Raw genomic sequence first — 11,397 nt, 5'->3', positions numbered from 1 at the left:
CATGCGGCTGCTGCTGGTTGAGGACGACACCGCACTGGGCGAGGGGATTTGCGACGGCTTGCGCCAAGAGGGCTACACCCTCGACTGGTTGCGCGATGGCGTGAGCGGGCTGCATGCCCTGCAGCACGAGGCATTTGACCTGGCCATCCTCGACCTGGGCCTGCCGCGCTTGGACGGCATCGAGTTGCTGCGCCGGCTCAGGGCGGGGGGCAAGAGCCTGCCAGTGCTGGTGCTCACCGCCCGTGATGCCACCGAGGACCGCATCGTCGGGCTGGATGCTGGCGCCGACGACTACCTGGTCAAGCCGTTCGACCTCAACGAACTCAAGGCCCGCCTGCGCGCGCTGCTCAGGCGCAGCGCCGGGCGGGCCAAAGTGCTCATCGAGCACGCCGGAGTGACCCTTGACCCCAGCACTCAGCAGGTCCACTACAACGGCCTGCCCGTGGTCTTGACGCCCAAGGAGTACCGGTTGCTGCACGAGTTGCTGGCGCAGCCGGGCAAGGTGTTCACCCGTGAGCGCCTGACCCAGTTGCTGTACGGCTGGGACGAGGAACCGGAGAGCAATACCCTGGAGGTGAACATCTACCAACTGCGCAAAAAACTGTTCAACGGCCTGATCCGCACCGTTCGCGGCATCGGCTATCTGGTCGAGGGCAAGGTATGAGCTCACTGCGTCAACGCACGCTGTGGCGGGTGATGCTGCTGATGTTGCTCGGTACAGGGCTGCTGGCGCTGTACAACTACCATGACAGCCGGCGCGAGATCAACGAGGTCTACGATGCCCACCTGGCGCAGAATGCCCGGCTGCTACAGGGGGTGATGAGCTTGCCGGTGCAGGAGGGCAACCGCGAGCAACTGTATCGCGCGTTCAACGAGGCACTGAGCAAGGCCGGGCGCCACCGGGTTGGGCACCCTTATGAAAGCAAACTGGCGTTTCAGGTCTGGGGGGACGGGGCAGGGCTGCTGGTGCAGACGCCCAGTGCACCGACACTCGACCCACCGCCCACGGCGCCGGGTTTTTATGATTTTTCCAGTGAGGGCGAGCAATGGCGCGGTTTCGTTCTGCCAGTGCCGGAAAAGCACTGGATGATCTGGGTGGGCGAGCGCGATGATGTGCGCTTCGACCTGATCGACCGCATCGTGCGCCATACGTTGTTCCCGTTCCTGTTGGGCAGCCTGGGCTTGGCGTTGTTGGTCTGGGCCGCCATTGGCTGGGGCCTGCGCCCGTTGCAGAACATGGCCAATGTCATTCGCGCACGGCATGCCGACTCGCTCGAACCCCTGCAACTGGTGCCGCTGCCGTCGGAGCTGGAACCCATGCAGGCCGCCATCAACCGCCTGTTGGCGCACATCGAGGACCTGCTGCGCCGTGAACACCGGTTCATTGCCGATGCGGCCCATGAAATGCGCACGCCGCTGGCCATCCTGCGCCTGCATGCGCAGAACGCCCAGGCCGCCAATACCGATGCCGAGCGGCAGAAAGCCTTGGGCTACCTGATTGGCGGCGTCGACCGCCTGACCCGGGTGGTCAACCAGTTGCTGACCCTGGCCCGGGTCGAACCGCGCCTCGGTCAGCGTGCCACCACCGAGGTCGATCTGGGCGAGGTCGTCACCGATATCCTGGCAGAGCTCACCCCCTGGATACTGGACCGCGGCCTTGAGCCATCGCTGGAGATTGGCGAGGGTGATCTTCACCTGGCGATCGATGCCGGCGCGTTGGGTATCGCATTGCAGAACTTGGTCTCCAACGCGGTCGAGCACTCGCCACCCGGCGGGCGTATCACGGTTTCACTCAAGCGCTTGGGCAGTCGTTTCGAGCTGACTGTCGACGACGATGGGCCGGGCATCGACAAGGCCAGCCTCACCCGTGTGTTCGAGCGATTCTACAGCCGCAATAGCCCGAATGGGGCAGGGCTCGGGCTCTCGATCGTGGCCACCATCATCGAGCGGATGGGCGGGCAGGTACGCCTGGACAATCGCGCCAACGGCGGGTTGGCCGCAACGTTGTCACTGCCCTTGCGGTGAGCGGGCGCTTCAGCCTGGGGTATTGATCCTTCGCTGATCATCAGGCGTACACCCTTGGTGTTGCCCCCTGGCCTAAGCCGGTCTCGGGCCTTAATCATCGCGCCACGCGCGCCGGCCCAAAGCAGCCTGCAACCCCCTCCAAGGCAGCGTACCGAGCGGTGTGCCTGCTTCTGATAATCGCCTCCAACACCGAGCCCACGTTTTTGGAGCGCGTCATGCACAACAACAATAAGAAACTATCGCCTCGTATCCTGACGGCTGTCATCGCCAGCCTTTCAACTCTGGGCCTGAGCGGCGTCGCCGAGGCCGAGATCATGCTGTACGACAAGGACCAGACCACGTTTTCCACCGACGGCTACATCAATGCCTTTTACGTCAACAGTGATGTCGACCGGGCGGGCGATCAATTCGACCGCCGCCAGTCACGGGTGAAGATGGGTTTTTTGCCCAACTACCTGGGCTTCAACATGGGTAAACAGGTGGATGACCTGAAGCTCGGGGCGCGTGCCTCGTTCTGGGTGACCATCAACGACAGCGAAACCAACGGCACCGACACCGCCATCGACGTGCGTCAGTTCTACGGCACCGTGGCCAACCCCGAGTGGGGCGAGGTGCTGATCGGCAAGGACTTCGGGCTGTTTGCGCGTTCCAACATTCTGCTGGACGAGCTGCTTGCCGGTTACGGCCAGGTCAGTGACAGCCTGGGGCTGGTGGACGGCGGCGGGGTATCGTTCGGCAACATCGGCAGCGGTTACCCGTACCCGTTCCCCACCTCGCAGATCACCTACCGCACACCGGTGATGGAGGGCCTGCGGGTGGCGGTGGGCATCATGGACCCGGTGGACACCAACGACAGTAGCCCGACCGGCAAGGCGTATCAGGAAAACCCCCGCACCGAGAGCGAGATCACCTACCAGTTCGACCTTGCCGGCGCCAAGATCTACAGCTGGATCAATGGCAGCTACCAGACCTCGGACAACACCGACTCGACGGTCAAGTCGATCACCTCCAAAGGTGTCGGCTATGGCGTGCAGGCGAAGATGGGCGGGCTGTCGCTCACCGGCTCCGGCTTCCAGGCCAAGGGTATCAACCCGTTCTTCACTAACAACGCCGGCGAGCCGACCCTGCGCAATGTCGACAGCGACGGTTACCTGCTGCAAGGGTCGTACAAAGTTGGTAAAAACCGCCTGGCGTTGTCCTACGGCAAGACCAAGGACGATGGCAACGGTGTGGTGGGCAGTGGCGCGGATTACGAGACGCGGGGTGTGGCGCTGTTTCATGACGTCAACGACAACCTCACGTTGGTGGCCGAGTACAACCAGTTTTCCATTGATGGGCATGACACCAGCGACCAGAACGAAGACACCGATACCCTTGCATTGGGGGCGGTGCTGACCTGGTAGACCGCTGGGGCCGCGAAGCGGCCCCAGCAATTGCACGTGCAACCCATCCTCCCATGGAACCGCCTACCCGCTACCCAAGTAGCATTCGCCCTCCGGGACGTCCTCCGTACACTCAACCTTCAGACAACCCGCGCCGGAGACCACGATGCAGCAGGCCCAGAACGACGGTGTGGTCAGCGCCATGTCCCAGGCAACCGATGCGCGGCTTGCAGCCCAGGACCTGGCGCGGCAGCTGCTGCACCCGCACCTGGGGTTCGTGCTGTTCTTCTGTTCTGCCGAATACGACCTGCAGGAACTGGGCGAGGCCTTGGAACAGGGTTTCGGCGGCATTCGCCTGGTGGGCTGCACCAGTGCCGGCGAAATCACCCCGCTAGGCTACGGCCGTAACTGCGTGACGGCGCTGGGGTTCGATCATCGGCAGTTTTCCATCGCCACCGAACTGATCGATGAAATGGAACGCTTCAGCCTGATCGACGCCCAGCAGATGGTCGAACGGCTGGTCGGCACCTGCCGCAGCAATACCCTCGCGCCGATCAAAGGCCACAGCTTTGCCCTGACCCTGCTCGACGGCTTGTCCAGCCGTGAGGAGATGTTCCTTGGCGCCCTGAGCGCGGCATTGGGGGACATTCCGCATTTCGGCGGGTCGGCCGGCGACGACAACTACCTGACCCGTACCCATGTGTACTTCGGCGGGGCGTTCCACAGCGGCGCGGCGGTAGTGGTGCTGGTCAATACCTGGCTCGACTTTGAAGTGTTCACCACGCACCACATCCTGCCGCGTGATGAAAAGCTGGTGGTGACCGGCGCCGACAGTGCTCAGCGGCGGGTCTTCGAACTCAATGCCGAACCCGCTGCCGAGGAATACGCCCGGCACATCGGCGTGCCGGTGGCCGAGCTCGATCACCGGGTATTCGCTGCCCACCCGTTGGCGGTGCGGATTCACGATCAGTATTACGTCCGGGCAATCCAGCAGGTGCACCCGGACCTGAGCCTGAGTTTCTACTGTGCGGTGGAAAACGGCATCGTGCTCACGGCCATGACACCGGGCCCGCTGTTGCCAAAGCTGCACACCCTGTTCGACGGGCTGCACCAGCGCCTGGGCCCCTTGCTGCTGACCATTGGCTGCGACTGTTTCTTGCGGCGCCTGGAACTGGAAGCCCACGACGGCCTGGAGCAGGTCGGCGCGTTCTTGCGCGAGCAGCGGGTGATGGGCTTCAACACCTATGGAGAACAGTTCAATGGCATGCATATCAACCAGACCTTCACCGGGGTCGCCATTGCCCGCAACCGGCCACCCGTCAGCCGCTGAACTGCAGGCCGAGGTCGTTCGGCTGCAGCACGAGAACCGCAAGCTGCAGCGCATCAACAGTGCGCTGATCGAACGCGTCGAGTCGGGCGTGACCCGCGGCAACGACCCCTACGCGGCATTCCAGCACTCGGTGGTGCTGGCTGAGCAGGTCCGCGAGCGCACCGACGCCCTCAACCAGGCCATGGCCGAGCTCAAGGCCGGTAACCACCTGCTCAGTGAAGCGCGGCTGCGGGCTGAGACCGCCCACCAACACTTGATCGACGCCATCGAAAGCATCTCCGACGCCTTCGTGCTGTTCGACCAGAACCAGCGCATCGTGCTGTGCAACAGCCGTTTCAAGGCGTTCTGGGCCAACAGCCGGGTGCGGATCATCGCCGGCATGCGCTTGGCCGAGGTCAAGCAACTGATGACCGCCAGCGGGGTGTTCACCGAAGAGCCCCGCGGGCCGGCCGATGAGCACCTGCTGTACCGCCTGCAGAACGGGCGCTGGCTGCAAGTCAGCGAACGGCCTACTTGCGAAGGCGGGCGGGTGTTCCTGTTCACCGACATCACCGAGGTCAAGCTCAGCGAGACCTTGCGCCGCGAGCAGGCGGTGGCGCAGAAATCGCAACTGATTCGCCTGATCACCGACCATGTTCCGGCGCTGATCGCCTACTTGAATGCCGACCTGGTCTACGAGTTCACCAACAAGGTGTATGAGCAGTGGTACTGCTGGCCCCGCGGCGTGATGCTGGGCCAGAGCCTGCGCGAAGCCCACAGCGAGTCGCATTACCAACGCCTGGAGGCCTACGTGGCGCGCGCGTTGGCGGGCGAGAGCGTGACCTTCGAGTTTGCCGAAAACAACATCAACGGCCAGGAGCGCTACATGCTGCGCTCCTACGTCCCCAACCGCCTGGCCAATGGCGAAGTGGTGGGGATCTTCGTGTTGATCCGCGACATTACCGAGCGGCGCAAGAGCGCCGAGGCGCTGCACCAGGCATACCAGAACCTTGAACAACGGGTGCGCGAGCGCACCGCCGAGCTGACCAGCCTCAACGACCAGTTGCTGCGCGAGATCGATGAGCGCAGCCGGGCCGAATCACGGTTGCGCGAGGCCAAGCGCGAGGCCGAGCAGGCCAACCTGTCGAAAACCAAATTTCTCGCTGCGGTCAGCCATGACCTGCTGCAACCCCTGAACGCGGCGCGGCTGTTCACCAGCGCGTTGCTCGAACACCGCGAGCCGCACCAGAGCGTTCAACTGGTGCGCAACGTCAGTAATTCCCTGGAGGACGTGGAAAACCTGTTAGGCACCCTGGTGGATATTTCCAAGCTTGATGCCGGGGTGATCAAGGCCGATATCGCCCCCTTCGCCCTTAGCGAATTGATGGACAATTTGGCCGCCGAATACGCCCAGGTGGCGCGCAGCGAAGGGCTGAAACTGCACTTCGTGGGCTGTTCGGCCTTGGTGCACAGTGACATCCAGCTGTTGGCGCGGATCCTGCGCAACCTGCTCAGCAATGCCATCCGCTACACCCGCAGCGGCCGCGTGGTGCTGGGCTGTCGGCGCCAGCGCCGGGGCCTGTGGATCGAAGTTTGGGACAGCGGGATCGGCATTGCCGAAGAGCGCCTGGACGAAATGTTCCAGGAGTTCAAGCGGGGCGATGTACAGCGCCCGGACCAAGACCGTGGCTTGGGCCTGGGCCTGGCAATCGTGGAAAAGATCGCGGGCATTCTCGGCCATCGGATTCGGGTGCGTTCCTGGCTCGGCAAAGGCTCGGTGTTCGCCGTCGAAGTGCCGCTGAGCGCAACCGCGCCCAAGGCCCCGCCGAGCCTGGCCATCAGCGAGCCGATGCTCGAACGCCTGCGCGGTGCGCGGGTGTGGGTGCTGGATAACGATGCGGCGATCTGTGCCGGCATGCGCACCCTGCTGGAAGGGTGGGGTTGCCGGGTGGTCACTGCGCTGTCGGAGGAAGACCTGGCGCGGCAGGTGGACAACTACCACGCCGAAGCCGACCTGTTGATCGCCGACTACCACCTGGACAACGACTGCAATGGTGTCGATGCCGTGGCCAGGATCAGTGCCCGCCGCGCCGTGCCGATTCCGGCATTGATGATCACCGCCAACTACAGCAACGAACTTAAGCAACAGATCCGCGAGCGGGGCCACACCCTGATGCACAAGCCGGTGCGGCCAATGAAACTCAAGGCTGCGATGAGCCATTTGCTGGCCAACAGCCCCGTTCAGCCACTTTAACGGCGCAGGTAGTCGCCGAAGTCGATATCGCCAGCACTGAGGATGGCCTGCACCCGGTTGTGCACGTTGAGTTTGCGCAAGATCGCCGAAACGTGGGCCTTGACCGTGGTTTCAGCGATGTCCAGGGTGTAGGCGATCTGCTTGTTCGACTCGCCTTTGGTCATGCGCTCGAGCACCAGCAACTGCTTGCGGGTCAGGGCCTGGAGCATCTCGGGTGGGAAGCTTGGGGTATCGCTCTGGCGCCGGCTGGTGCTGCTTTTGTTGGCGCGAATGATGTCGGGTGGCAGGTAGACATTGCCGGTGAGGATCTGCTCGATTGCTTCGATCATCTGCGAACGTGGCGAGGACTTGGTGATGAAACCCACGGCGCCATAGGTGATGGCCTGCAGCACGATTTGTTTTTCCTGCTCGGCCGAGACAATCACCACCGGTGTGGTCGGTGCCTCGTTGCGCAGGGTGATCAGGCCATTGAGGCCGTGCATGCCGGGCATGTTCAGGTCGAGCAGGATCAGGTCGAGGTCGTCATGTTCCAGGGTCAGCGCCAGGGCGCTGTCCAGGTCGGCAGTCTCCATGACTTCGCTGCCTGGGAAGCCATCGCTGATGACGTTGTGGATGGCTTCGCGAAACAGTGGGTGATCGTCGGCAATCAGAATTTTGTACATGGCCTTTTCACCTCGTTTTTATTGGATGGGGCGCGCACGCGTTTACCGGTAGTGAGTTCAGGGAAAGGGCTCTGGCTGGGCCGGCTGCAATGGCAGGTTGGCTGCTTCCCAGGCGTCCAGGCCGTCGCGGTACCAATACAACGTCTTATAGCCCAGGGATGCTGCGCGTTTTACCGCGTTCCAGCTTAACCAGCAATCGGAGCGGCAGTAAAAGACCAGCGGTTGCTCCAGGCGGCCGGCGGTGGCTGTTTGCAGGTGGCGCACGAAGTAGTCTTGCCAGGCCGGGCTCAGCTCGCCGTCGCCGGTGTTGGCCAACCAGTGGCTGCCGGGGAGGTTGGCGTGGGGTTCGTCTTCGATGAAACGGCCTTGCAGCCATTGCCGGCGGTACACATCGACCAGCACCGGCTTGGGGTGCTGGCCCAGCAGGTTTTGCAAGGTGGCGGTGTCGATGACCTGGGCGCCCTCGACCTGGTGCGGTGTCGGGCTGCGGTAGAGGGTGGTGCGATACCCCTCGGCAGAAAACAGCGGCGTGGTGCCGGCCTGGGCGACGCCCAGCAGCAGATTCAGCGAAAGGGCTGCCAGCAAAGCACGTGGCAGCCTGGGCAGGGCACGAGGCATGGGGTTTATCCTTTTTGTTATAGGCCCATTACATGCCAGCGGCGGTGCTTTGTGAATGCGACGATAGACAGTAAAGCCAGTACTAAAGTAGTAGGGCCTAACCCGCTGCTGTCGCACGCCACTGTAGGAGCAGCCTTGTGCTGCGAAGAGGCCGGCGACAGCAGCGAAGATTCTCTGTGTTGTCACTGGCCTCTTCGCAGCACAAGGCTGCTCCTACAGAGATTGCGCATGATGATTGGCTCAGCGTCACTCCATAATCATTGCAAAGCCCTTGCGTGTGCTCAGTTATTCCTTCGCTCAGCACGGACCGGTAGGAGCAGCCTTGTGCTGCGAAGAGGTCGGCGACAGCAGCGAAGATTCTCTGTGTTGTCACTGGCCTCTTCGCAGCACAAGGCTGCTCCTACAGAGATTGCACATGATGATTGGCTCAGCGTCACTCCATAATCATTGCAAAGCCCTTGCGTGTGTTCAGTTATTCCTTCGCTCAGCACGGACCGGTAGGAGCAGCCTTGTGCTGCGAAGAGGTCGGCGACAGCAGCGAATATTCTCTGTGCTGTCACTGGCCTCTTCGCAGCACAAGGCTGCTCCTACAGGGATTTTCGCAAGGCATGAGCTGTCAGCGCGGCTTGCGCAGCGCTGCGTGCTGGGGGTTGAAGGTCAGTATCGCGAGCAGGGTGAACAGCACGGTCAGGCCCAGGCAAACCGCCAGCGCCAGCGGATTGAAGCGTTCGTACAGCGCGAAACGCACCAGTTCCACGGCGTGGGTGAAGGGGTTCAGGGCGCACAGCCAATACAGCCACTGGCTGGCCTCGCGCATCTTCCACAGCGGGTACAGCGCCGAGGACAGGAAAAATAACGGGAAGATCACGAAATTCATCACCCCGGCAAAGTTCTCCAACTGGCGAATCGCATTCGACAGCAACAGCCCCAGAGCGCTGAGCATCAAGGCCACCAGCAACAAGGCCGGCAGCGCCAGCAACAACCCCGCAGCTGGGGGTTGCACGCCATACAGCCAGGCGATGGCGAGAAACGCATAAACCTGTAGCAGGGAAATCAACGAGGTCGCCAGCAGTTTGCTGCCGAGCAGAAACGCCCGCGGCAAGGGGCTGGTCAGCAGCACGCGCATACTGCCCATTTCGCGGTCATAGACCATCGACAGCGAGCCCTGCATGCCGTTGAACAGCAGAATCATGCAGGCAAGGCCGGGGATAATGTACACCTCGTAGGGGATGTAGGTGTCGTAGGGCTCGATGATCGCTATACCCAGGGCCGCACGAAACCCGGCGGCAAAGACCAGCAACCACAGCAGAGGGCGTACCAGGGCGCTGAGAAACCGCGTGCGCTGCAACACGAACCGCAGGCATTCGCGCAGCAGGATGCCGTTGAAACATTGCCAGTAGGCGTTCATCAGGCCTTCACTCCTGGGGTGGGGCCGGGCGCGCGGGTCAGGCGTGCGAAGGCGTTGTCGAGGTCGCCGCCGTGCGCTTGGGTCAGGGCATCGGCGGTGCCACTGGCGACCAGGCGCCCCTGGTGCAGGATCAGCAGGTCATCACTGGGCTGCACCTCGTCCAGCAGGTGGGTGGTCCAGAGCACACTCAGCCCCTGCTCGCGGCACAGGTGCCGAAGGTGCTGGTTGAGCGCCAGGCGGCTGGCCGGGTCGAGGCCGACGCTGGCTTCGTCGAGCAACAGCAAGCGCGGTTGGTGGAGCAGGGCGCGGGCAATTTCCACTCGGCGCCGGTGCCCGATATTCAGCGCACGAACGGGCTCGCGCCGGCGCTCGTCGAGGCCCTGGCGGACCAGTTCGGCGTCGACCCGCAGGTTGCCCTGGCGCCGCGACAGGCCATGCAACGAGGCGTGGTAGCGCAGGTTCTGTTCGACGCTCAGGTCCAGGTCCAGGGTGCTTTGCTGAAACACCACGCCCAGTTGTCGCAACGCCGGGCGCGCCGCGTTGCGCAACGAGCAGCCGCAGACGCGGATGTCGCCCTGTTGCACGTCGTAAAGCCGGGTGAGCAGTGCGATCAAGGTCGACTTGCCGGCGCCATTGGGGCCCAGCAACGCAGCAAAACGCCCAGGCGCCACACTGAACCCCACGTGCTTGAGCGCCTCGCGCTGGCCGTAGGCGAAACTCACGTCACTGACGTCGAGGGTATTCATGGCGTGACCACCACGCCCCAGGGGTAACGCCCGACCTTTACCGATTTGAGCACCTTGAGGGTTTTCGTATCGATCACCGAGACGTCGCCGCTGACCCCGTTGGTGGCCAGTAATTGGCTTTGGTCTGGGGTGAACGCCAGCTGCCAAACACGCCGCCCAACCAGCAGGTAGTCCAGCACCTCGTAAGTCTTGGCATCGATCACCGCCACATGGTTGGCCGGGCCCAGGGCGACGAACGCGTACTGGCCATCGGCGCTGAGCTTGATGCCCACCGGCTGGACTTTGTCCGGGTGCACGCCCTTGATCTGGAAATTCAGGGTTTTCAGCACCTGGCGCGTGGCCACGTCGAGAATGGTCACCGTGCCGCCGATTTCTGCCGAGGCCCAGAGCCGCGAGCCATCCTGGTTGAACTCGACGAAGCGCGGCCGTTGATCCACCAGGGTGCTGTCGGCCAGGGTCTGGGTGCTGGTGTCGATCCAGTGCAGCATGTTGGTGGTTTCGCTGGTATTGACCGCCCACTTGCCATCGGGGCTTACCGCCATGCCCTCCGGCTCGATGCCGACGTTGATCTGCCCGAGCACTTTGTCGGTTTCGGTGTCGATCACCGTTACCAGTGCGTCGTCTTCGTTGGACACATACAGCCAGCGGTCATTGGGGTGCAGGGCGAACTGCTCGGGGTCCTTGCCGGAGGGCAGTTCCTTGATGATCTTGCGGGTGGCCACGTCCATCACCTGCACCCGGTCCGAATCGCTGGCGCAGATGTACAGCCGCTTGTTGTCGTGGGACAGCAGCAGGCCACGTGGGCGCTGGCCCACGGGCAGGGTCTCGATAACTTCCAGGCTTTGCAGGTCGATCAGGCTGAGGCTGTTGTCCTTCTCGTTCGAGACCCAGGCGGTGGCGGCGCTGGCGTGCCCGGTGGCAAGCGCCAGCGCGCCGGCCAGCAGGGTGGGGAAAAGCACAGGCCGGTAGCAAAGGGGGCGACGCATGGCGGAA

At 63.0% G+C, this 11,397-nt stretch carries 10 protein-coding genes; 5 read left to right on the top strand and 5 right to left on the bottom strand.

What is annotated here, in order from left to right:
- Position 1: 1 nt before the first annotated feature.
- The 5 genes from QOS90_RS07585 to QOS90_RS07565 all read left to right on the top strand — a co-directional run bounded on the left by QOS90_RS07585 (position 2) and on the right by QOS90_RS07565 (position 6,970).
- Positions 2–664, top strand: a complete 663-nt coding sequence (locus QOS90_RS07585) for a response regulator (protein WP_027596429.1) — start codon at positions 2–4, stop codon at positions 662–664.
- Entirely contained in the window at positions 661–2,025 is a 1,365-nt protein-coding gene (locus QOS90_RS07580; protein ID WP_085273809.1) for a sensor histidine kinase, read from the top strand. Before QOS90_RS07585 ends, QOS90_RS07580 begins: the two co-directional genes overlap by 4 nt.
- 215 nt (positions 2,026–2,240) lie before the next feature.
- Entirely contained in the window at positions 2,241–3,428 is a 1,188-nt protein-coding gene (locus QOS90_RS07575; RefSeq protein WP_027596431.1) for a porin, read from the top strand.
- A 145-nt stretch (positions 3,429–3,573) separates the two neighbouring features.
- A complete protein-coding gene (nosP, locus tag QOS90_RS07570; protein WP_027596432.1) occupies positions 3,574–4,737 on the top strand; it encodes a nitric oxide-sensing protein NosP in 1,164 nt (387 codons plus the stop codon).
- A complete protein-coding gene (locus tag QOS90_RS07565; protein ID WP_085273808.1) occupies positions 4,667–6,970 on the top strand; it encodes a hybrid sensor histidine kinase/response regulator in 2,304 nt (767 codons plus the stop codon). Before nosP ends, QOS90_RS07565 begins: the two co-directional genes overlap by 71 nt.
- Here QOS90_RS07565 and QOS90_RS07560 read toward each other — a convergent pair.
- The 5 genes from QOS90_RS07560 to QOS90_RS07540 form a co-directional block, all read right to left on the bottom strand.
- Complete coding sequence (locus tag QOS90_RS07560) at positions 6,967–7,632, bottom strand: response regulator (protein WP_027596434.1); 666 nt, start codon at positions 7,630–7,632, stop codon at positions 6,967–6,969. The genes QOS90_RS07565 and QOS90_RS07560 overlap by 4 nt on opposite strands.
- A gap of 57 nt (positions 7,633–7,689) precedes the next feature.
- Positions 7,690–8,250 (bottom strand): PQQ-dependent catabolism-associated CXXCW motif protein, encoded by a 561-nt coding sequence (locus QOS90_RS07555; RefSeq protein WP_085273807.1) that lies wholly within the window; start codon positions 8,248–8,250, stop codon positions 7,690–7,692.
- 616 nt (positions 8,251–8,866) lie between these two features.
- A complete protein-coding gene (locus QOS90_RS07550; protein WP_027596436.1) occupies positions 8,867–9,658 on the bottom strand; it encodes a lanthanide ABC transporter permease protein PedC in 792 nt (263 codons plus the stop codon).
- Positions 9,658–10,404 carry a lanthanide ABC transporter ATP-binding protein PedB/LutE gene (locus QOS90_RS07545; protein WP_085273806.1) on the bottom strand — a complete coding sequence of 249 codons (747 nt, stop codon included), beginning with the start codon at positions 10,402–10,404 and terminating at the stop codon, positions 9,658–9,660. The genes QOS90_RS07550 and QOS90_RS07545 overlap by 1 nt, the downstream gene beginning before the upstream one ends.
- Positions 10,401–11,390, bottom strand: a complete 990-nt coding sequence (locus tag QOS90_RS07540) for a YVTN family beta-propeller repeat protein (RefSeq protein WP_085273805.1) — start codon at positions 11,388–11,390, stop codon at positions 10,401–10,403. The genes QOS90_RS07545 and QOS90_RS07540 overlap by 4 nt, the downstream gene beginning before the upstream one ends.
- Between the last annotated feature and the right edge of the window lie 7 nt (positions 11,391–11,397).

Origin of the sequence: Pseudomonas sp. LAIL14HWK12:I10 (assembly GCF_900184205.1) — a bacterium.
GTDB lineage: Bacteria > Pseudomonadota > Gammaproteobacteria > Pseudomonadales > Pseudomonadaceae > Aquipseudomonas > Aquipseudomonas kermanshahensis.
This window is presented reverse-complemented; position numbering and strand designations above follow the sequence as displayed.

What these genes read in the sequence shown, in the direction of transcription:
- QOS90_RS07585 (WP_027596429.1), top strand. Translation starts at nt 2, where the DNA reads ATGCGGCTGCTGCTGGTTGAGGACGACACCGCACTGGGCGAGGGGATT.
- QOS90_RS07580 (WP_085273809.1), top strand. Translation starts at nt 661, where the DNA reads ATGAGCTCACTGCGTCAACGCACGCTGTGGCGGGTGATGCTGCTGATG.
- QOS90_RS07575 (WP_027596431.1), top strand. Translation starts at nt 2,241, where the DNA reads ATGCACAACAACAATAAGAAACTATCGCCTCGTATCCTGACGGCTGTC.
- nosP (WP_027596432.1), top strand. Translation starts at nt 3,574, where the DNA reads ATGCAGCAGGCCCAGAACGACGGTGTGGTCAGCGCCATGTCCCAGGCA.
- QOS90_RS07565 (WP_085273808.1), top strand. Translation starts at nt 4,667, where the DNA reads ATGGCATGCATATCAACCAGACCTTCACCGGGGTCGCCATTGCCCGCA.
- QOS90_RS07560 (WP_027596434.1), bottom strand. Translation starts at nt 7,632, where the DNA reads ATGTACAAAATTCTGATTGCCGACGATCACCCACTGTTTCGCGAAGCC.
- QOS90_RS07555 (WP_085273807.1), bottom strand. Translation starts at nt 8,250, where the DNA reads ATGCCTCGTGCCCTGCCCAGGCTGCCACGTGCTTTGCTGGCAGCCCTT.
- QOS90_RS07550 (WP_027596436.1), bottom strand. Translation starts at nt 9,658, where the DNA reads ATGAACGCCTACTGGCAATGTTTCAACGGCATCCTGCTGCGCGAATGC.
- QOS90_RS07545 (WP_085273806.1), bottom strand. Translation starts at nt 10,404, where the DNA reads ATGAATACCCTCGACGTCAGTGACGTGAGTTTCGCCTACGGCCAGCGC.
- QOS90_RS07540 (WP_085273805.1), bottom strand. Translation starts at nt 11,390, where the DNA reads ATGCGTCGCCCCCTTTGCTACCGGCCTGTGCTTTTCCCCACCCTGCTG.